Source organism: Pseudomonas sp. S9 (assembly GCF_000222125.1).
Classification (GTDB): domain Bacteria; phylum Pseudomonadota; class Gammaproteobacteria; order Pseudomonadales; family Pseudomonadaceae; genus Aquipseudomonas; species Aquipseudomonas segetis.
In genome coordinates this window covers 225591-245203 of record NZ_AFFX01000006.1, presented here as the reverse complement: position 1 = coordinate 245203, position 19613 = coordinate 225591, and the positions used below count along the sequence as shown (strand labels likewise).

Genomic DNA, 19613 nt, shown 5'->3' with positions numbered 1-19613 from the left:
AGAGTACGCTACCAACAAAAAAGCCGCTCTCAGAGAGCGGCTTTCAAGGCATGGGGTTGCAGCGATCAAATTAGAACGCTGGAACGATTGCGCCTTTGTATTTTTCAACGATGAAGGCTTTGACTTCTGGGCTGTTCAGGGCCTTGGCCAGTTTCTGCATGGCCGGGCTGTCCTTGTTGTCTTCGCGGGCAACCAGGTTGTTTACGTATGGCGAGTTGCTGTCTTCGATCACCAGCGCGTCCTTGGTTGGGTTGAGCTTGGCTTCCAGGGCGTAGTTGGTGTTGATCAGCGCGAGGTCGACCTGAGTCAGAACACGGGCCAGGGTGGCGGCTTCGAGAGCACGGAACTTGATGTTCTTCGGGTTCTCAACCACATCCTTGGGCGTCGCCAGGATGTTGCTTGAGTCCTTGAGCTTGATCAGGCCGGCTTTTTCCAGCAGCAACAGCGCGCGACCGCCATTGGTTGCATCGTTCGGGATAACCACTGTGGCGCCTTGCGGCAATTCGTCGAGGCTCTTGTACTTGGTCGAATAAGCACCAAAGGGTTCAACATGAACGCCGACAACGCTTACCAGCTTGGTGCCACGGCTTTTGTTGAACTCATCGAGGTAAGGCTGGTGCTGGAAGAAGTTGGCATCCAGGCGCTTTTCAGCAACCTGTACGTTTGGCTGGACGTAGTCAGTGAATACCTTGATATCCAGGTCAACACCTTCTTTGGCCAAGGCTGGCTTAACGAACTCGAGGATTTCGGCATGCGGTACGGCAGTGGCCGCTACGCTCAGGGTTTCAGCCTGGGCGGCAAAGGCCGCGAAGGTTGCGAAAGCAGCAACGAGCAACTTTTTCATCATATATCTCCTTGTGGGATGTTAAGCGGCGGCTGATAACCGCACTGTTCTGTTGGTTCTTGGCAAACAGGTCGCGTTTGCTGCAATTATTTACGTGAAAAATGCACCACCAGCTTGTCGCCAACGCTTTGCAGAATCTGCACAAGCACCAGCAATAGCACCACGGTGACCATCATCACATCAGGCTGGTAACGCTGGTAGCCGTAGCGCACCGCGAGGTCGCCAAGCCCACCGCCGCCGATCAGGCCGGACATTGCGGTATAGGAAACCAAGGTAATTGCGGTCACGGTTATCGCCGCAAAGATACCCGGCAATGCTTCGGGCAGCAGCGCGTTGACCACAATCTGCCGGGTGGTTGCGCCCATCGCCTGGGTCGCCTCGATAATGCCTTTATCCACTTCGCGCAAAGCCGTTTCGACCAACCGGGCGAAAAATGGCGTTGCACCGACAACCAAGGGCGGAATAGCCCCGGCCACACCCAGTGAAGTGCCGGTGATAAGCACCGTTGCCGGGATCATCACAATCAGCAAGATCACAAAGGGCACCGAGCGCAGCACGTTGACCAGCAGTGACAGCAGGCCGTAGAAGGCTTTTTGCTCGAACATCTGCCGTGGGCTGGTCAGAAACAGCAATACGCCAAGCGGCAGACCCAGTAATACGGTAAACAGCAGCGAGCCGCCGAGCATGCTCAGGGTATCAAGGCTGGCCTGCCAGATTTCGACCCAGTCTACGTTGGGGAATAGGCTTTCCATTAGCGCAGCACCTCCAGGTGAACGTCGGCCGCGGCAAAGCAGGCAATCGCCGCCTCCAGATCGCCGCCGGTCAGGGCCAGGGTCAACTGGCCGTATGGGGTATCTTTGATGCGATCGATACGACCGGCAAGAATGCTGTAATCAACCCCGGTCTGGCGGGCAACAGTGCCAAGCAAGGGAGCGTATGTGGACTCCCCCTGGAAGGTCAGGCGCAGGATACGGCCTGCAACATGGGCAAAGTCATCGTGCTGTTCTTGTTCATCGACATGCTCGGACTCCTGCACAAAGCGCTTGGTTGTGCTGTGCTGCGGATGCAGGAACACGTCCGCCACCGGCCCCTGCTCGACAATAACCCCGGCATCCATCACCGCAACCCGATCGCAAACCCGGGGGATGACATCCATTTCATGGGTAACCAGCACGATGGTCAGGTTCAGTTCGCGGTTGATCTCGGCCAGCAATTGCAGGACCGACGCAGTCGTTTGCGGGTCTAGCGCGCTGGTGGCTTCATCGCAGAGCAGGATTTTTGGCTCGGTGGCCAATGCGCGGGCAATGCCGACACGCTGTTTTTGACCGCCCGACAATTGCGCAGGGTATTTCTTGGCATGGTCGCTCAAGCCAACACGGGCGAGCAATTGCGCGACTCGCTTGTCGAGATCGGCGCCTGACAACTTGCCAGCCAACTTCAGTGGCAAGGCCACGTTGTCGGCCACGGTTTTTGATGACAGCAGGTTAAAGTGCTGGAAAATCATTCCGACCTGCTGGCGAAAACCGCGCAAACCATTGGCGTCCAGCGCGGTCACCTCTTCACCATCGATATCGATGCGCCCACCGGAAGGTTCTTCCAGGCGGTTGATCAAGCGCAGCAGGGTACTTTTACCGGCACCGGAGTGGCCGATAATGCCGAACACTTCGCCACGGGCGATGTTCAAGTCGGTCGGCTGTAGCGCCGTTATCGCTTGGCCATTGACGTGGTACGCCTTATGGACCTGTTGGAAATTGATCACGCGGGAAACCTTTTGGGTCTTCAAACTGCGGGGTAAGCGCAAAAAGGTTGCGTAGTTTACCCGCTGCTCTATAGGTCTCAAAAATCTTTGTAGACCTATGGTTATAACTAAATCGAAATAACGATCGTGGTTTTTAGTGCTGTTCAGCCAGCACCCAATTAGCCCTGGGCAAGCCAGAAACCCACGCGGGTAATTTGTCTTGCCCGCAGCAGGTAGTTGCCGGACTGGTTAAAACCTCGGTCGCGGGCTAAGCACCAGACGTGGCACCGAATCAGCCTTGATGGTGTGGCTCAGGCTCGCCTTGTAATTGGGTTCAATGCGCTTGATGCGTGCATTGAGCAATGCCGCAACCCATGGGTAATCCTTGCTTTCACGGACCTGGATATGCACGGCGCAATTAAAGTGCACGACATCCGACGCCGCTTTATCGAGTAGACGGCGCAAGCTGTCGTTGTCGTGGTTATCCAGCATCGGCAGCAAGACCTGGCTGTTTTCCTCGGATGGATTGATCACCTGTGCCTTGGGCTTGCCCGGCGTCCTGATCCCCACTTGAGGCTCGGCCAATCGGGCAATACCGAGTACCGCCGCCTGGGTTTCAGCCGCCCCCCGCGTGGTTTCCAGCCGCTTGGCGCAGCAGTTGCGCTTGCTAAAGGCGAGCAGCCTCTGCCTTGGCGCCGGCAGCGCGCTGTTCCTGAGCGGCGCTGAGTTCGGTTTCGCGAGCTTTGGCAATAGCCCCGTCCAGGCCTGTGGTCAAAGCAGGTGCTTGCGGCATCATGCTGCGGGCGCGGCCAAGGGCAGTGGTTGCAGTGTCCAGGTCGCCATCTTGAAGGGCTTGCTGGCCTTGGTGCAGGTAGGCCTCGGCCAGTTGTCGCTGGTAGGCCTCAAGGCGCGTGTCACCTGCGGCACTGACTTTCAAGGCATCGAGTTGCTGCTCGGCAGTCGCCAGGTTACCGGCGCGCAGGCTTTGGTCAAGCTGATTGAAGCCGCTGACCAGTGGATCAGTCGGCGGGTCAGCCTCCTGTGGCACTTGCTGCTGACAGGCCGCCAATACCAGTAAAGTCGCAACGATAAACAGGCGACGCAATGCTAAAGACATCATGCTGTTAGTCTCGAATTGAACAAAAAACACGCAAGTCTACACCAGCAAGGCGACAGACCACGAATCTGCCGCATAGGCCTTAAGCATGGCGCTTGGGCAACACAAAACTAAGCAAGAACAAACAGGCGGCAGAAACAACAATCGAAGGCCCGGCGGGCGTATCCTAAAACCAGGAAGGGCTGAGCCCGCTGCACACCGCCACCATCCCCAGCAGGCTCGCGCCGAAAGCCATTTGCTCGGGCGTTCGGGCATGGCGTTGGGCCGCGGCGGCTGGAATGATCAGCAGTGAAGTGATCAGCAACACACCGACGATTTTCATCGCCACCGCAATGACCACGGCAATCAAGAGCATCAAGCTCAGGCGAATCGCTGCGACCGGCAGCCCCTCTACCTTGGCCAGCTCCTCGTGCACGGTGATTGCCAGCAAGGGCCGCCAAAGAATCGCCAATAGCACCAGCACCAGTGCGCTGCCGCCAAGGATCCAGGCCAGGTCAGTGGGACCGACAGCCAGCAGGTCGCCAAACAGATAGCCCATCAAATCAATACGCACATCATGCATAAAGCTCAGTACGACCAAGCCAAGGGACAAGGTGCTGTGCGCGAGAATCCCGAGCAAGGTATCGGAGGCCAGGGGCTGGCGGGTTTGCAATGTCACCAACAGCGCCGCAATCAATACACAGCCGACAGTCACCGCAAGCATTGGACTGACATCGAGCATCAGGCCCAGCGCCACGCCAAGCAGCGCCGCATGTGACAGCGTGTCGCCAAAATAAGCCATGCGCCGCCAGACCACGAACGAACCGAGCGGGCCGGCAACCAGCGCCAATGCCAGGCCGGCAACCAGCGCGTTAATCAGAAAATCAGCCATTATTTATCCGCGCTCCCCGGCGCGTGCCCGCAATTCGGGCCATGTACATGAGGTTGCTCGCTGATGACGCCGCCGTGCAGGTCGTGGGCGTGGTCGTGATGGGGGTAATAAACCGCCAGGCTTTTCGCATCCTGGCCAAAAAGCTCGACAAACGGGGGGTCGCCGCTGACCTGCTCCGGGGGTCCGGAACAACAGACGTGGCGATTCAGACAAACCACTTTGTCAGTGGTACTCATCACCAGGTGCAAGTCGTGGGAAACCATCAGCACGCCACACTGGTGCCGGTCACGCAGGCGGGTAATCAGCCGATACAACTCAGCCTGCCCGGCGACATCAACACCCTGCACCGGCTCGTCAAGCACCAGCAGTTCTGGCTCACGCAACAGCGCCCGCGCCAGCAATACACGTTGCATCTCCCCGCCGGAGACCGTTTGCAAAGGGCTGTCGATGACATGCTCGGCGCCAACTTCAGCCAGGGCTGACAACGCCTTGCGTCGATCCACTCCCGGCACCAGGCGCAAAAAACGCAGCACCGTGAGCGGCAGGGTGGCGTCGACATGCAGCTTTTGCGGCATATAGCCGATGCGCAGCTTTTGCTTGCGCCAGACATCGCCGGTATCGATTTTCAGCAAGCCGAGCACTGCCCGAACCAGGGTTGTCTTGCCGGCACCATTGGGACCGATCAGGGTAACGATTTCACCCGGCCTGACGCTAAGTTGCACCTTCTCAAGCACGGCCTGACCAGAGAAGTGAACGCCAACCTCTTCAAGCCGTATCAGCGCATCACTCATTTGGGCTCCCGGCAAGCCGCGCACAAGCCCACCACTTCGACGGTCTGGCTTTCGACAGCAAAGCCAATGCTCTTGGCGCTATTGAGAATGGCTTTGTTAATTTTCTCGTGCTCAAGCTCAACCGCGACGTGGCAATCTCGGCAGATCAGGAACTGGCCCTGGTGCGCATGCTCTGGCTGATTACAGCCGACAAAGGCATTGAGCGAGGCAATGCGGTGCACCAGGCCGTTTTCCAGCAGGAAATCCAGGGCGCGGTAGACCGTCGGCGGCGCGGCACGACGACCGTCTTCATCGCTCAGGACACCGAGGATGTCGTATGCCCCCAATGGCTTATGGCTCTGCCACACCAGTTCCAGCACCCGTTTGCGCAGCGCGGTCAGGCGCGTGCCTTGGCGCAGGCAGATATCTTCGGCTTCAGCCAGGGCATGGCTGACGCAGTGCGAATGATCGTGAGGGCGGGATGCAAGCGGTGTCTGAGTCATGGGCGGCGACGTTTTGGTTAAGAGACGTTATTATATAACCTCTTTTGTCCTTATCGAGTATTTATCGTGTCACGTGTCTTCTCCGTTGCTTGTTTATTACTGAGCACCTTGCTGTGCAGCACCATTGCCCGGGCCGAGGTGCAGGTACTGACGAGCATCAAACCCCTGCAGCTCATTGCCGCCGCCGTGCAAGATGGCGTTGGTGAGCCTGACGTACTGCTGCCGCCTGGTGCCTCGCCGCACCATTACGCACTGCGGCCTTCGGACATTCGTCGGGTGCGTGACGCCCAGTTGATGTATTGGGTTGGCCCTGAACTGGAAAACTTTCTGCCACGGGTAATGGCCCAGCGCACACAGCCCAGTGTTGCGGTGCAGACCCTGGCAGGCCTGCAACTGCAGCACTTCGACGAAGCGCAGGAGCACGATCAGCACGACCATGGTGCCGATGATCACGATCACGACCACCAGCCAGGCAGTCTCGACGTGCATCTATGGCTGAACCCAGTCAACGCCCAGGTCATTGCCGCACGCATGGCTGCGGACCTGAGCAGTGCCGACCCAGGCAACGCCGCACGCTATCAAGCCAACCTGGCAGCTTTCGACAAGCGCCTGGAAGCCCTCGATGCACGCTTGAAGACCCGCTTGGTGGCTGCCGAAGGCAAACCCTATTTCGCCTTCCACGAAGCCTATAACTACTTCGAACACGCCTACGGCCTTGAACACGCTGGCGTATTCAGCGTCTTGGGAGAAGTGCAGCCAGGCGCCAAGCATGTCGATGCGATGCGCGAGCGCCTACAGGAAGCGGGACCAGCCTGCGTTTTCAGCGAGCCGCCCTTTGTACCGCGCCTGGCGAAAACCCTTACCGCAGGCCTGCCGGTCAACCTGGCGGTGCTCGACCCAATGGGCGCTGAACTGAGCGCCAACGCAACAGGCTACGAGACGCTGATGGATAACCTGGCCAATGATCTGACCCAATGCCTGGGGAACCTGCCTGCGGCCCAATAGCCTGGAAAATCCCAGCTTGCCTTCACGCCAGGCAAGCTGGGGATCAAAGCGCAAAGGGCAGATGCAGATCAACTTGCTGGCGATGGCTCAGGCGCTGGCGAAACTCATCCGGATCATGAATCAGCACTTCCTGGCCGGCGAAAGACTCCGCCGCGATCAGGCGTGACAGCCAGAACCGCACGCATGCCACCCGCAGCAGGGTCGGCCAAAGCTCAGCCTCGGCGGCTGTGAACGGACGCAGCGCAGCATAGGCGCCAAGCAAGGCGCGCGCCCGATGCAGATCAAGCTCGCCACCGGGCTCCGAGCACCAGTCATTAAGGGTAATCGCCAAGTCATAGAGCATCGGCCCCGAGCAGGCGTTGTAGAAATCGATCACCCCAGCCAGGTGCGGACCATCGAACAACACATTGTCACGAAACAGGTCAGCGTGCAGGTTGGCCTGGGGCAATGCCTGGATTTGCGCCTTGTGCTGACTAATTTCAGCCAACACTGCATTAAGCAACTCGGCAGACTCTGCCGGCAGTTGCTGGGCAAGATGCGGGCCCTGCTGCAACATCCAGTCCAGGCCACGATCACTTTTGCGGGTGATCGGTTGCTCACGGGTTGCCACATGAATGCGCGCCAGCAGTTGCCCAACCTCCTGGCAGTGATGGGCATTGGCCTCGCTCACATGCTTGCCGCTCAAGCGCGGCTGCAGCAAGGCAGGCTTGTCGGCCAAGCTGCGCAAGGCCTGATCATCAGTGGTGCGCAACGCATAAGGCACCGGAAAGCCGGCCTCATGGAGCACATCAAGCAGCTCGATAAAGAACGGCAGATCAGCGCTTGGGCCACGCTCAATCAGGGTCAGGACGAATTCGCCCTGCTCAAGACTGATAAAAAAATTGGTGTTCTCACTGCCCGCGGCAATACCTTGGAAGTCGCGCAGGCGACCCAATCCATAGGGAGCGAGAAAGACTTCTAACTCTGGACGTTCCAGAGGGGTAAACACGGACATGTCAAAACTGCCTTAGCGCCTGAAATTTTATCTGTATTGCTCGATTACCAGCTGAAGATTTCCCATGCAGGAATCAACATGTCAGGGTCGTCGGAACGAATGAAATTGCCGTCGCTGCCATCTGAACGCACCAAAAAGTAAGGCTTGCCATTCTTTGGAATGACTTTGATCGCATATAGAAAACCGTTAACCCGGTACTCCTGCACCGTGCGATCGCCTTCTTGACGAATGGTTACGTCCGGTTCCGCAGTGACCGGATCCTCGGCATGCGCCATGGTTGCGCCAACGCCAAGCAGACCGGCCAATAACAGGCAGTTAAGTGTGCGCATGGTAACCTTGTCCTTTTATAGTCAACGATGCAGTCATTCTAGTGGTTAGTCGGTCCATAGGGTTAATGGATGTTCGCCTGTTTTAAGCGCCAACAGAAAAAAGTAGCGCGCAACGCAACCCGGAGCCCGCGCAGCGGCTCCTCAGAGCGCCCTTAGAAAACTGCGAGCAGTTCGGCTACCCTGTTTACGCCCAAACATCATTAAGACTGCCCTCGTCAAAAGGTTAAACCTGCTCATGAGTCAAACCCCTCTGGTTCTGGTCGACGGTTCTTCATACCTGTACCGCGCCTTCCATGCATTGCCGCCACTGACCACCTCGAAAGGGCTGCCCACGGGTGCGGTAAAGGGCGTGCTGAACATGCTCAAGAGCTTGCGCAAACAATATCCGGACAGCCCCTTTGCCGTTGTTTTCGATGCCAAAGGCGGCACATTCCGCGATGAAATCTTTGCTGACTACAAGGCAAACCGCCCCTCCATGCCGGACGAGCTGCGCCTGCAGATCGAACCCCTGCATGCCAGCGTGCGTGCGCAGGGCCTGCCGTTGCTCTGCGTGGAAGGTGTCGAGGCCGACGACGTAATAGGCACACTGGCGCGCAAAGCCGCCGGAGAAGGCCGCGACGTAGTGATCTCCACCGGCGACAAGGACATGGCACAGCTGGTCTGCAAGCACGTTACCCTGGTCAACACCATGACCGGAAGCGTCTATGACATCGAAGGCGTTAAGGAGAAATTCGGGGTCGGCCCTGAGCTGATCATCGACTACCTCGCACTGATGGGCGACAAGGTCGACAACATTCCGGGCGTACCGGGTGTCGGCGAGAAGACTGCCCTGGGCCTGCTGGTCGGTATCGGCGGTGGCCTCGATGAGATCTATGCCAACCTCGACAAAGTCCCTGACCTGCCAATCCGCGGAGCGAAAGGCCTGCCAGCCAAGCTCGAAGAACACCGCGACATGGCGTACCTGTCTTATACCCTGGCCACGATCAAACTCGACGTGGAATTGAACGTCGAGATTGAAGCGCTGCATCCGGGAACCCCCGACGTAGAGCAGTTGCTTGAATTATATGAAGAGCTGGAATTCAAGACCTGGCGCGATGAACTGCAACGCAAGCACAAGACCGTGGCCGCCAAGGTTGCGGCCACGCCATCAACTGACCTGTTTGCCCTGCCAGCAGACGCAACAGATGCAGCAGCCAATACCAGCAGCGAAGAGCCCGCCGCTGAACGCTATCAAACCGTACTTGAGCAAGCCGACTTTGACGCCTGGCTCAAGAAGCTCAATAAAGCCGAGCTGATCGCCTTTGATACCGAAACCACCAGCATTGATGCCCAGCAGGCGCAACTGGTCGGTGTTTCATTTGCCGTCAACGCCGGCGAGGCCGCCTACGTGCCCCTGGCCCACTCCTATATGGGCGTGCCGACGCAACTTGATCGCGACGCCGTACTCAAGGCACTGAAGCCGATCCTCGAAGATCCGAGCAAAGCCAAGGTTGCGCAAAACGCCAAGTACGACATAAACGTACTGGCCAATGCATCGACACCCATCCATGTGCAGGGTGTGAAGTTCGACACCATGCTGGAGTCCTACGTGTACGACTCCACGGCAACGCGCCACGATATGGACAGCCTTGCGCTCAAGTACCTCGGCCACAGCACTATTCGCTTCGAGGATATTGCCGGCAAAGGCGCCAAGCAGCTGACCTTCGACCAGATATCCCTTGAGCAAGCCGGCCCCTACGCCGCCGAAGATGCCGACGTTACCCTGCGCCTGCATCAGACACTCTGGGAAAAACTCGCCACCACGCCAAGCCTGCTGAGCGTACTCAACGAAATCGAAATCCCGCTGGTGCCTGTGCTCGCCCGCATTGAACGCCAGGGCGCCCTGGTCGATGCCAAGCTGCTCGGCGAGCAGAGTCGCGAACTGGGTGAAAAACTGGTGGCCCTTGAGCGCCAGGCATTCGACATCGCCGGCGAAGAATTCAACCTGGCCTCGCCCAAGCAACTCGGGGTGATTCTTTACGAAAAGCTCGGCCTGCCGATCATCAGCAAGACCGCCAAGGGCCAGGCATCCACCGCCGAAGCGGTGCTGGCCGAACTGGCTGAGCAGGATTTCGAACTGCCCAAGGTGTTGATGCAATACCGCAGCCTGAGCAAGCTCAAGAGCACCTATACCGATCGCCTGCCTGAACAAATCAACCCGCGCACGGGACGCATCCACACCAGCTATCATCAAGCCGTTGCCGCCACAGGTCGCCTGTCCTCCAGTGACCCGAACCTGCAGAATATTCCAATCCGCACCGCAGAAGGCCGGCGGATTCGCCAGGCGTTTGTCGCCCCGAAAGGCTACAAGCTGCTGGCGGCGGATTATTCACAAATCGAGCTGCGCATCATGGCCCACCTGGCGCAAGATGCCGGCCTGCTTGATGCCTTCCGTCACGACCTGGATGTACACAAGGCCACGGCTGCAGAGGTATTCGGCGTCGAACTTGATGAGGTCAGCAGCGACCAGCGTCGTAGCGCCAAGGCCATCAACTTCGGCCTGATCTACGGCATGAGCGCATTCGGCCTGGCCAAGCAGATTGGGGTAGACCGCAAGCAGTCGCAAGCCTATATCGACCGCTACTTCGCGCGTTACCCGGGGGTTCTGGCGTACATGGAAAGCACCCGGGAAAAGGCCGCGGAGCAAGGCTTCGTCGAAACCATCTTTGGGCGCCGCCTGTACTTGCCGGAGATCAACGCGAAAAACCCGGCCCTGCGCAAAGGCGCCGAACGCACGGCAATCAACGCGCCAATGCAGGGCACTGCAGCCGATATCATCAAGCGCGCAATGATTGCAGTTGATAAATGGCTGGCCGAATCGAAGCTCGACGCCAAGGTTATCCTGCAAGTTCACGATGAATTGGTGCTTGAGGTACGTGAAGACCAGGTCGATACGGTTCGCGAGCAGATAAAACTGCAAATGAGCAGCGCAGCCAAGCTGGATGTGCCGCTACTGGTCGAGGTCGGCGTGGGCAACAACTGGGACGAAGCCCACTGATCACGGGCCCTCGAGCACGAATAGCGAACGCTGTCCGTGCTCCAGATAACAAAGTTATTAAAAAACTTTGCTTATGACTAAAAGATTTTTCAAAACTGCTGAACTTTCTTTTCCAGCAACCAGTCAGAGTTTATGAATGGCCCGCAAAGCCATTCATGCTCCTTTGTTGTGTTAAGTGTTGGCAGACATCTGAACCCCGCCCTAGCGGTTCAGACCCTTAAACTCCGAACTTCTCCCTCCCCATATGAAGCTCGGAGTTTTTTTTGCCTGAAGAAAAGTTCAGCCAGCCCCGCAGGCCGCGTAGTCACTGAGGTTCAGCACATCTAAGCAGCGCAGTCTACCGCCGGGCCTAGTCTTCGATTTCGTCCTGCGCGACTTCTGCATCGGGCTCATTGAGCATCAGCCATTCAGCCAATACCGCTTGTGCATCCTCAACGCCCATACGCTTGGGCGCGGAAAACAGCTGGATGCTGATCTGCTTGCCCCAATGCCTGTGAATTTCCTGCTGAACTTTCAACAGCGTGTTCTTGGCTGCGCCAAAGGTCAGCTTGTCGGCTTTGGTCAGCAGGATATGCAGTGGCATACCGCTGGCTTTCGACCAATCGAGCAATAACTGGTCGAACTCGGTGAGCGGGTGACGGATATCCATCATCAAAATCAGCCCGCGCAGGCTTTCACGGCTGCCCAGATAGGCTTCCAGGTGCTTTTGCCAGTGCAGCTTGAGCGGAATTGGCACCTTGGCGTAGCCATAACCGGGCAAGTCGACCAGGCGCCGTTCGTCGTCCAGACGGAAGAAGTTAAGCAACTGCGTACGTCCCGGCGTTTTCGAGGTGCGGGCCAGGCTCGCATGGGTGATGGTGTTCAGCGCGCTCGACTTACCCGCGTTGGAACGCCCGGCAAATGCCACTTCATGACCGTGATCAGACGGACATTGATCAACCTTGGCGGCGCTGATCTGAAAAGTGGCTTTTTGGCAAAGGCCAATGATTGGGTTCTTTAATTGCATGTAATTGCCTGGGTATCCGGTAAGAGCGTGGGCGAGAACGGCGCATATTTTGCGCTACGAATGGGTGTGGCCCTTGCGACATTTGCGCGCATCCTGCCTGTGATAGCCACATCGGGCAAGTCGCGTCGTTTCCGTTTCAGTCCTGCCAGTATATAATGCCGCAGATTTTGTGTGCGCTTTGCCCTCTACTTGGGGTATGTGTACACCGGGACGAATAAGATTATCTGCGCATAGAATGCAGAACGCCCCTCCCTGATGAGGTTGATCTCGTGAAAAAAATATTGCTAGCTGCAGGTGTACTGACACTGTCATTAAACACCCTGGCTGCCCAAGACCCAGAAGCTGTATACGCCAAGGCGTGTTCTGCTTGTCATAACGGTCAACTGCCTATGGCGCCTAAAAAAGGCGACAAGGCTGCGTGGGAGCCGCGTTTGGCCAAAGGTACCGATGCTCTGGTTGCGAGCGTTACCAATGGTCTGAATGCCATGCCGCCACGCGGTTTGTGCATGGATTGCACGGCCGAGGATTACAAAGCAGTCATCAAGTTGATGACTGAATAAGCTCGGTCTATTACTCTTTCTCTATTAGCCGTTATTGGATTAGCTGATGAACAAAGTACTCGTGAGTCTGCTGTTGACCCTTGGTATCACTGGTTTGGCGCATGCCGCCGGCGACGCTACTGCTGGTCAGAGCAAAGCCGCTGTATGTGGCGCCTGTCATGGCCCTGACGGCAATAGCCCAGCCCCAAACTTTCCTAAACTGGCAGGTCAAGGCGAGCGCTACTTGCTCAAACAGATCCACGACATCAAGAACGGTGACCGTACCGTTGTCGAGATGACCGGTATTCTGGACAACCTTTCCGAGCAGGATATTGCCGATATCGCTGCATACTTCTCCAGCCAGAAGATGAGCGTCGGCGCAGCTGACCCGGAACTGGTCAAGCGCGGCGAAGCACTGTTCCGCGGTGGCAAGCTGGAAGAAGGCATGCCAGCTTGCACCGGCTGTCACTCACCTAATGGCGCGGGTATCGCTGCTGCAGGCTTCCCACACCTGGGCGGGCAGCACGCAACCTACGTTGCCAAGCAACTGACTGACTTCCGTGAAGGCAACCGCACCAACGATGGCGACGCGATGATCATGCGCTCTATCGCTGCCAAGTTGAGCAACAAGGATATCGCTGCTATTTCGAGCTATGTCCAAGGCCTGCACTGAGTTGTGCACGCCATGACATGAAGTGTTAAAAAAGGGTGGCAATGGCCACCCTTTTTTATTTGTCACGCCGTTACAATGGCTGGAACCTCGCAAAAGACTTCCGGTCGAACCGTCAAACCTGTGATCTAACGCCAGACATCGCTTATTTGTTCAAGGAGTTCTGCATGCGTAACCTGATTCTTAGCGCCGCCCTGGTCACTGCCAGCTTGTTTGGTGTTGCGGCGCACGCCGAACCAATCGAAGCAGGCAAACAGTATGTTGAGTTGTCGAATCCTGTACCGGTATCCAAGCCCGGCAAAATCGAAGTGGTTGAGCTTTTCTGGTATGGCTGCCCGCATTGCTATCAGTTTGAGTCGACCATCAACCCCTGGATCAAGCAACTGCCTGATGACGTCAATTTCGTTCGCGTTCCGGCAATGTTCGGCGGTGTCTTGAATGTCCATTGTCAATTGTTCATCACCCTTGAGAGCATGGGCGTAGAGCACCAGGTTCATTCCTCGGTATTCGATGCGATCCACAATCAGGGCAAGAAGCTGGCCACTCCAGAAGAGATGGCTGACTACCTGGCTGGCCTGGGCGTTGACCGTGAAGAGTTCCTCAAGACCTACAACTCCTTTGGCGTGAAGAGCCAGATGGAGAAAGACAAGAAACTGGCTATGGCCTATCAAATCAGTGGCGTCCCAACCATGATCGTCAACGGCAAATACCGTTTTGACATCAGCAGCTCCGGCGGCCCACAGCAGGCACTGGAAGTTGCCGATCACCTCATTGCCAAGGAGCGGGCTGCGCAGTAAGCGCGCCTGCCCGAGGCGTTAGCCGTGCTACGCCGCTGGCAAAAGACACGACAGGTTAATCTGTGCGACCCACAAATCAACCTGTCGTGCGAGCCGGTAGCTGACTGGCCTGAAAATAACTGCCTGCGCCTGCTCAGCTTCAATATCCAGGTAGGCATCAGCACCGAGCGCTATCGCCACTACCTGACCCGTGGCTGGCAACATATCCTGCCCCATGCAGGACGCTCGCTGAACCTGCAACGCATCGGCGCTCTACTGGCCGATTACGATGTGGTCGCCCTGCAGGAAGCCGATGGCGGCAGCTTGCGTTCCGACAACATCAATCAGGTTGAACACCTTGCCCACCTCGGCGCATTTCCTTTCTGGTATCAGCAGCTCAACCGCAACCTGGGCCGTTTTGCCCAGCACAGCAATGGCCTGTTGAGCCGTATTCGCCCGACCTTGATCGAAGACCACCCACTGCCCGGCCCTCCCGGTCGCGGAGCAATATTGCTGCGCATTGGCGAAGGCGAGGATGCGATTGCAGTGGTCATGATGCACCTGTCGTTGGGCGCACGTACGCGCTCACGGCAACTGGCCTATATCCGCGAGCTGCTCGGCAGTTATCGTCATCACATACTGATGGGTGACATGAACACCCACGCCAACGGCCTGCTGCTCAACTCGCCATTGCGCGACCTTGGCTTGCTGGCGCCGCAAGTCGAAGCAACCTTTCCCAGCTGGCGCCCACAGCGTTGTCTCGATCATATCCTGCTCAGCCCGACACTTGAGCTGAGACGCGTCGAAGTCCTGGCCCAGCCTATCTCTGATCATCTACCCGTTGCAGTAGAGATTGGCCTGCCCAACATGCCAAACGCCGCAAAGCCGCCTATGTTAAATACATCATCCGCGCGGAAGCCTTGAATGAGCACTGATGCTGACCATTGGAAAGACAAGTATCTGTCCAGCCTCGAACAACAAGACAAGCTTGAACAACGCTGGGACATGCGTCTTGATCTGCTGCGTCGCGGCCTGGTGCGCAGCAGCCTGGCGGCAGAAGGCGCGGACAAGGCCGTCGACCAGTGCATGCAGGACTTGCGGGCCGTGCTGCGCAAAAATGATATCGACGCAGGCCTGTCCAATCTGATTCCGCATCTGGAACGCACCGTTCTCGACTCTGAAAAACAGCGTAAAAAGCGCGCAGAACGTATTACCGAAGCCCTGACGGCATTGGTTGATCAACTGTTTCGCCTTGAGCCACCCCGTGAAATAGCCAAGCCACTAAAGGCCTTTGCCAAAAAACTGGAGCGCTCATACGAACACTCCAGCGAGCTGCCAGCACTGCTCACTGAACTGAGTACGCTGCAACGACAAACATTGGCAGCGCTTGAAAACCAGGACAACAAGCGCCCCGGCTTGCTGCAGCGCCTGTTTGGCGCAAACCAACCCGCAGCAGCCCAGGCTCCAGCCACTGAACCGCTGCCAGCACAGGCAATAAGCGTTGCGGCGAACCTGCCCTATCCGGCAGAAACCGAGGCTGAACCTGAGCGGGAAACCGAGCCGCAAGCCATCGTTGAAAAGCAGGATGAATACTCGCTTGAGCCCGCGACCAGCGAACAGCCGCCTGAAGCCGAGCCGCAAGCAGATCAGCAGCCTCCAAGCGATCCAATCCTTGTAGAGGCTCAAAAACAGTCGGTAATACAGACAGTTGTGGCCGCCCAGGCCAACAGCAACGAAGCCGATGATGACACTCAAGAGTCCGACGCTGGCGAAGTTGCAGACACTGAAACGACCGAGGCGCACCACGACCTGGCTTCGCCAGTGGCTACGACTGAGCCTACCGAGGAAGTGGTCCAGGCCGATCCCCAGCTGGAACCAGAGCCGGTCTACAGCGCAATTGCCGATCACGTAGAAGCGACCCTGCTCGAGCTGCTTGCCGAACTGCCCCTACCCGAACACCATCAGTCGCAAGCCGAAGCACTAAGCAAACGCATCCGCGCGGGCTTGAACATGTATGAACTGGTCCCGGTGCTGGATGATCTCGCGGTACTGATGCGCGTAATCGCGGATGTCGGGCAGCGCGAGTTTGAGGGCTACCTAAAGCAGCTCAACGAGCGCCTTGCCCACTTCCAAGGCTCCCTCCAGGATACCCATGAAGGCTACGTCGAGGCGGTCAACTCCGAGCGGGCACTGGATACCGAGCTTCGCGAGCAGGTTGATGGCCTCAACGTCAGCGTTCAGGAGGCCACTGACCTGAACAACCTCAAGGACCTGGTTGAAAACCGCCTGAGCGGCTTGCTCGGCACCATGGAGCAATACCAATCGCAGCGCGACGAGCGCGAGCGGCAAGTCACCGGCCACCTGCAATCGCTGGTTGAGCGCGTGGCGAGCATGGAGCAGGAAGCAACGGGTTTTCGCCAGCACATTGAGGAACAGCGGCAAAAAGCCCTGATCGATCCACTCACCGGGCTCCCCAATCGCGCGGCTTGGAGCGAGCGCCTTGAAATCGAGCTGGCCCGTTGGCAGCGCTATAACGGCCACCTGCTGCTGGCGATTATCGATATCGACCATTTCAAGCGGATCAACGATGCCTATGGCCACCTGGCTGGCGACAAGGTGCTGAAGATCATTGCCAGCGAACTGCAAAAGCGGATGCGCAAAACAGATTTTATCGCCCGCTTCGGGGGTGAGGAATTTGTTGTGCTGCTGCCATCGACACCAATGGAAGGCGGCCAGCAGTTGATAGAAACCTTGCGCAGTGCCATCGAGAAGTGTCCGTTTCCCTTCAAGGGCGAGCCTGTCACCATCACCTTATCGGCGGGCCTCAGTGCATTTGCCGAAGGTGATCGTAGCGATGAAGTGTTCGAGCGCGCCGACCAGGCGCTCTACCGCGCCAAGAATCTGGGGCGCAACCGTGTAGAGCACAGCTAGCCCTGCGCCATTGCTACACTCAGAATAACCAGCGGACCCAGGAGGCCATTTGCACGCCATGGGTCCGATGCAACCCACCGCGAACAGCATGTTGCATCGAAGGCCGCTAGACTGGCATCAGGATGATGGAGTGATGCATGGATATCTTGAGCATCGCAGTATTGATATTTCTGGTGACTGACCCGTTCGGTAACATCGCGATCTACATTGCTGCATTAAAGAACGTCAGCCCTGAAAGACGCTTGTGGGTGGCCGGACGCGAGTTGCTCTTCGCCCTGGTGCTGTTGCTGCTGTTCCTAACATTTGGCGACAAAATCCTCAGGAGCCTGGGCCTGTCGCGAGAGGCCACGGCAATTGCCGGGGCTATAATTCTGTTTGTCGTCGCCATGCGACTGATATTCCCCAGCGCACAAGGCTTGCTGGGGGGCGAGCCCATGCTGGTTCCACTGGCAACGCCTGCAGTTGCCCACTGGCCGTGTTGATGACCCTGCGCAATACCCATGCCGGTCCACTTTGGGAACTGTATCTGGCGCTTATCATCGCGTGGACGGCTAGCGCATTCATCTTGCTGCAGGCATCCTTGCTGCAGCGTTTTCTCGGTCCCAGCGGGTTAACTGCAATTGAACGGCTGATGGGCATGTTACTGATCATGCTCAGCGTCGATATGCTGTTGGATAACTTGCAAAGCGTGTTACATATCAAACCATGAAATTATTCTGTATTACCCTGATGCTGGTCTTGCTGGCCGGGTGTGCCAGCGGCCCAAGCATCGACAAGAGCTATACCGCAACCGGCCAAGGCAGCCGTGTGCAATATGTGGTGCTGCACTACACCTCGACCAATTTGCCGCGCTCCCTGGAGCTGTTTACAACCACGGATGTCAGCAGCCATTACCTGATCGACTCAAACCCGGCGACCATCTACCAGCTCGTTGATGAAAACCGTCGTGCCTGGCATGCCGGGGTCAGTTCATGGAAGGGGCGCACTTGGCTCAACAGCACGACCATTGGCATTGAGATGGTCAACAAAGGCTACACCGACACGCCTTCCGGGCAGGTGTGGCAGCCCTATACCGAGGCGCAGATCCAGGCGCTTATCAGCCTGCTCAAAGATATTGCCAAACGTCCCGCCCTGCCGCTGGGCAGCATTATCGGCCACAGCGATGTAGCGCCCCAGCGCAAGGTTGACCCGGGGCCATACTTCCCATGGAAGCGCCTGGCCGATGAAGGGCTGGTGCCCTGGCCGGATGCCAACGAAGTCGCCCGCAAGCAGGCACAGCTCGCTGCCAACCTGCCCAATATCGCCTGGTTCCAGCACCAGTTGGCGCGCCAGGGCTACGAAATCATCGAAAATGGTCAACTCGATAAGCAGACCCTCAAAGTGCTTGCCGCATTTCAAATGAAATACCGGCCCAGCAATTATTCCGGCGAAGCCGATGCGCAAACCGCCGCAATGCTGCTGGTACTCAACAGCAAGCTCTGATGCTGGCCAGGGTAGGGCAACCAGGCCTTGCCCAGGCAAATCATGACCCTGGAGCTAAGGAGTTACGACCGTTGTACCAATCAGCCGCGAGTCCGCCAGCGCCGCAGTGCGATGCACGGTCGCGGCCTGGTAGGTCGGATCGTTGATCATGCTTAGAAAAGCTTGCTTTGACGGATAGCGCACCAACAGCATCTGATCCCAATGCTCATCAGCAGGTGCAATCAGCGCAACGTGGGCAGCGGCCAGTAACTCCACGTTTCCCCCCACGCCCTGCACTTTACCCAGCGCCGTCTTGCTGTAGATCGCATAGGCTTGCTGGCCACTGCAGGGGGCATGGCTGCTGCCCTCAGGATAGGCGGCCTGTGCGTTGAAACGCAGCAGGTTGAGCATCAGGATTGGCGTATTGTCGGGCATGCGCTCGGCAAACTCGGCAAGCTGTTCACGACTTGGATTCAGGCTGGGCATATCGGTCTTCCCAAAAGTGGCAGACTTAACAGTGCCTGAGCCCTGGCTAGGGTCAAGATTCATTGACCAGGCTTATGGCGCACAATGATCAACCCAGGCGCGACTGCCCGCACTCAGGCAAGCATGGCCTGCAGGGTGCTGCGCAACTGGTCGAGCTGGAAGGGTTTTCTGATCGTGGCGACTGCTCCCATGACCACGGCATCCTGCATTTCTTGATGCTGCTGAGCGTCATAGCCGCTTGCCAGCAGTACCGCAATATCAGGACGCAGTGTCTGCGCTTGCTGGGCCAATTCAAGCCCGCTGATATCCGGTAAACCGATATCTGTCATTAGCAGGCTTAGCGCCTGCTCGCTGCGCAAGATGCTCAGGGCCGTATCGCCATCTTCCGCACCGAATACTTGATAGCCGAAGGCTTCGAGCACTTCGAGGGTCAAGGTTCTGACCACCGCATCATCTTCGACCACCAAAATGGTGTGCAGGTTGACGCCGAGGACGCCAGTCTCATCTTGCATGTGCAGGCCTTTCGTTAGTGCCAG

At 57.4% G+C, this 19613-nt stretch carries 20 protein-coding genes and 2 pseudogenes; 9 read left to right on the top strand and 13 right to left on the bottom strand.

What is annotated here, in order from left to right:
• Positions 1-70: 70 nt before the first annotated feature.
• From PSES9_RS0114495 to PSES9_RS0114465, 8 genes and pseudogenes are all read right to left on the bottom strand, one after another.
• The gene (locus PSES9_RS0114495) at positions 71-844 is read right to left on the bottom strand and encodes a MetQ/NlpA family ABC transporter substrate-binding protein (protein ID WP_010488058.1); all 774 of its coding nucleotides are present in this window, start codon (positions 842-844) and stop codon (positions 71-73) included.
• An 86-nt stretch (positions 845-930) separates the two neighbouring features.
• Positions 931-1596, bottom strand: a complete 666-nt coding sequence (locus tag PSES9_RS0114490) for a methionine ABC transporter permease (RefSeq protein WP_010488056.1) — start codon at positions 1594-1596, stop codon at positions 931-933.
• On the bottom strand, positions 1596-2603 hold the full coding sequence (locus tag PSES9_RS0114485; RefSeq protein ID WP_010488054.1) for a methionine ABC transporter ATP-binding protein: 1008 nt from the start codon (positions 2601-2603) through the stop codon (positions 1596-1598). The genes PSES9_RS0114490 and PSES9_RS0114485 overlap by 1 nt, the downstream gene beginning before the upstream one ends.
• Before the next feature lie 228 nt (positions 2604-2831).
• Positions 2832-3167, bottom strand: a complete 336-nt coding sequence (locus PSES9_RS25350; protein WP_036988246.1) for a hypothetical protein — start codon at positions 3165-3167, stop codon at positions 2832-2834.
• A gap of 82 nt (positions 3168-3249) precedes the next feature.
• Positions 3250-3702 carry a hypothetical protein gene (locus PSES9_RS25345; RefSeq protein WP_238530395.1) on the bottom strand — a complete coding sequence of 151 codons (453 nt, stop codon included), beginning with the start codon at positions 3700-3702 and terminating at the stop codon, positions 3250-3252.
• A gap of 79 nt (positions 3703-3781) precedes the next feature.
• Positions 3782-4570 (bottom strand): annotated as a pseudogene (znuB, locus tag PSES9_RS23675) (zinc ABC transporter permease subunit ZnuB).
• A complete protein-coding gene (gene znuC, locus PSES9_RS0114470) occupies positions 4570-5361 on the bottom strand; it encodes a zinc ABC transporter ATP-binding protein ZnuC (protein ID WP_010488052.1) in 792 nt (263 codons plus the stop codon). Before znuC ends, znuB begins: the two are co-directional and overlap by 1 nt.
• Entirely contained in the window at positions 5358-5843 is a 486-nt protein-coding gene (locus PSES9_RS0114465) for a Fur family transcriptional regulator (RefSeq protein WP_010488051.1), read from the bottom strand. Before PSES9_RS0114465 ends, znuC begins: the two co-directional genes overlap by 4 nt.
• A gap of 66 nt (positions 5844-5909) precedes the next feature.
• On the opposite strand from PSES9_RS0114465, the gene znuA reads away from it, so the two are divergent.
• On the top strand, positions 5910-6848 hold the full coding sequence (znuA, locus tag PSES9_RS0114460; protein ID WP_010488045.1) for a zinc ABC transporter substrate-binding protein ZnuA: 939 nt from the start codon (positions 5910-5912) through the stop codon (positions 6846-6848).
• Positions 6849-6891: 43 nt separating this feature from the next.
• Here the strand turns inward: znuA and PSES9_RS0114455 are convergent, their stop codons facing one another.
• Both PSES9_RS0114455 and PSES9_RS0114450 read right to left on the bottom strand, forming a co-directional pair.
• On the bottom strand, positions 6892-7842 hold the full coding sequence (locus PSES9_RS0114455; RefSeq protein WP_010488039.1) for a homoserine kinase: 951 nt from the start codon (positions 7840-7842) through the stop codon (positions 6892-6894).
• Between the two features lie 44 nt (positions 7843-7886).
• Positions 7887-8171 (bottom strand): DUF2782 domain-containing protein, encoded by a 285-nt coding sequence (locus tag PSES9_RS0114450; RefSeq protein ID WP_010488037.1) that lies wholly within the window; start codon positions 8169-8171, stop codon positions 7887-7889.
• Between the two features lie 235 nt (positions 8172-8406).
• Between PSES9_RS0114450 and polA the strand changes: the two genes are divergently transcribed.
• Positions 8407-11208: a DNA polymerase I gene (polA, locus tag PSES9_RS0114445; RefSeq protein ID WP_010488034.1), complete on the top strand. Its 2802-nt coding sequence runs from the start codon at positions 8407-8409 to the stop codon at positions 11206-11208.
• A gap of 349 nt (positions 11209-11557) precedes the next feature.
• Here polA and yihA read toward each other — a convergent pair whose 3' ends face one another.
• Complete coding sequence (gene yihA, locus PSES9_RS0114440) at positions 11558-12214, bottom strand: ribosome biogenesis GTP-binding protein YihA/YsxC (protein WP_010488032.1); 657 nt, start codon at positions 12212-12214, stop codon at positions 11558-11560.
• Between the two features lie 269 nt (positions 12215-12483).
• On the opposite strand from yihA, the gene PSES9_RS0114435 reads away from it, so the two are divergent.
• The 7 genes and pseudogenes from PSES9_RS0114435 to PSES9_RS0114405 all read left to right on the top strand — a co-directional run bounded on the left by PSES9_RS0114435 (position 12484) and on the right by PSES9_RS0114405 (position 18612).
• The gene (locus tag PSES9_RS0114435; protein WP_010488030.1) at positions 12484-12774 is read left to right on the top strand and encodes a c-type cytochrome; all 291 of its coding nucleotides are present in this window, start codon (positions 12484-12486) and stop codon (positions 12772-12774) included.
• Between the two features lie 46 nt (positions 12775-12820).
• Positions 12821-13426: a c-type cytochrome gene (locus PSES9_RS0114430; RefSeq protein WP_010488028.1), complete on the top strand. Its 606-nt coding sequence runs from the start codon at positions 12821-12823 to the stop codon at positions 13424-13426.
• A gap of 164 nt (positions 13427-13590) precedes the next feature.
• Positions 13591-14220 carry a thiol:disulfide interchange protein DsbA/DsbL gene (locus tag PSES9_RS0114425; RefSeq protein ID WP_010488026.1) on the top strand — a complete coding sequence of 210 codons (630 nt, stop codon included), beginning with the start codon at positions 13591-13593 and terminating at the stop codon, positions 14218-14220.
• Positions 14221-14244: 24 nt separating this feature from the next.
• Complete coding sequence (locus PSES9_RS0114420; RefSeq protein ID WP_010488024.1) at positions 14245-15123, top strand: endonuclease/exonuclease/phosphatase family protein; 879 nt, start codon at positions 14245-14247, stop codon at positions 15121-15123.
• Positions 15124-17130 carry a GGDEF domain-containing protein gene (locus PSES9_RS0114415; RefSeq protein ID WP_010488023.1) on the top strand — a complete coding sequence of 669 codons (2007 nt, stop codon included), beginning with the start codon at positions 15124-15126 and terminating at the stop codon, positions 17128-17130. It begins immediately after the preceding gene.
• 137 nt (positions 17131-17267) lie between these two features.
• Positions 17268-17839 (top strand): annotated as a pseudogene (locus PSES9_RS23670) (MarC family protein).
• Positions 17836-18612 carry an N-acetylmuramoyl-L-alanine amidase gene (locus tag PSES9_RS0114405; RefSeq protein WP_010488022.1) on the top strand — a complete coding sequence of 259 codons (777 nt, stop codon included), beginning with the start codon at positions 17836-17838 and terminating at the stop codon, positions 18610-18612. The pseudogene PSES9_RS23670 and the gene PSES9_RS0114405 overlap by 4 nt, the downstream one beginning before the upstream one ends.
• Before the next feature lie 54 nt (positions 18613-18666).
• On the opposite strand, the gene PSES9_RS0114400 is transcribed toward PSES9_RS0114405, so the two are convergent.
• Positions 18667-19077: a DUF1330 domain-containing protein gene (locus PSES9_RS0114400; RefSeq protein WP_010488019.1), complete on the bottom strand. Its 411-nt coding sequence runs from the start codon at positions 19075-19077 to the stop codon at positions 18667-18669.
• A gap of 113 nt (positions 19078-19190) precedes the next feature.
• Entirely contained in the window at positions 19191-19589 is a 399-nt protein-coding gene (locus PSES9_RS0114395) for a response regulator (protein WP_010488018.1), read from the bottom strand.
• Between the last annotated feature and the right edge of the window lie 24 nt (positions 19590-19613).

Coding starts and splice junctions, on each gene's coding strand:
- PSES9_RS0114495 (WP_010488058.1), bottom strand. CDS start 844: ATGAAAAAGTTGCTCGTTGCTGCTTTCGCAACCTTCGCGGCCTTTGCC.
- PSES9_RS0114490 (WP_010488056.1), bottom strand. CDS start 1,596: ATGGAAAGCCTATTCCCCAACGTAGACTGGGTCGAAATCTGGCAGGCC.
- PSES9_RS25345 (WP_238530395.1), bottom strand. CDS start 3,702: ATGATGTCTTTAGCATTGCGTCGCCTGTTTATCGTTGCGACTTTACTG.
- znuC (WP_010488052.1), bottom strand. CDS start 5,361: ATGAGTGATGCGCTGATACGGCTTGAAGAGGTTGGCGTTCACTTCTCT.
- PSES9_RS0114465 (WP_010488051.1), bottom strand. CDS start 5,843: ATGACTCAGACACCGCTTGCATCCCGCCCTCACGATCATTCGCACTGC.
- PSES9_RS0114455 (WP_010488039.1), bottom strand. CDS start 7,842: ATGTCCGTGTTTACCCCTCTGGAACGTCCAGAGTTAGAAGTCTTTCTC.
- PSES9_RS0114450 (WP_010488037.1), bottom strand. CDS start 8,171: ATGCGCACACTTAACTGCCTGTTATTGGCCGGTCTGCTTGGCGTTGGC.
- polA (WP_010488034.1), top strand. CDS start 8,407: ATGAGTCAAACCCCTCTGGTTCTGGTCGACGGTTCTTCATACCTGTAC.
- yihA (WP_010488032.1), bottom strand. CDS start 12,214: ATGCAATTAAAGAACCCAATCATTGGCCTTTGCCAAAAAGCCACTTTT.
- PSES9_RS0114430 (WP_010488028.1), top strand. CDS start 12,821: ATGAACAAAGTACTCGTGAGTCTGCTGTTGACCCTTGGTATCACTGGT.
- PSES9_RS0114425 (WP_010488026.1), top strand. CDS start 13,591: ATGCGTAACCTGATTCTTAGCGCCGCCCTGGTCACTGCCAGCTTGTTT.
- PSES9_RS0114415 (WP_010488023.1), top strand. CDS start 15,124: ATGAGCACTGATGCTGACCATTGGAAAGACAAGTATCTGTCCAGCCTC.
- PSES9_RS0114405 (WP_010488022.1), top strand. CDS start 17,836: ATGAAATTATTCTGTATTACCCTGATGCTGGTCTTGCTGGCCGGGTGT.
- PSES9_RS0114400 (WP_010488019.1), bottom strand. CDS start 19,077: ATGCCCAGCCTGAATCCAAGTCGTGAACAGCTTGCCGAGTTTGCCGAG.
- PSES9_RS0114395 (WP_010488018.1), bottom strand. CDS start 19,589: ATGCAAGATGAGACTGGCGTCCTCGGCGTCAACCTGCACACCATTTTG.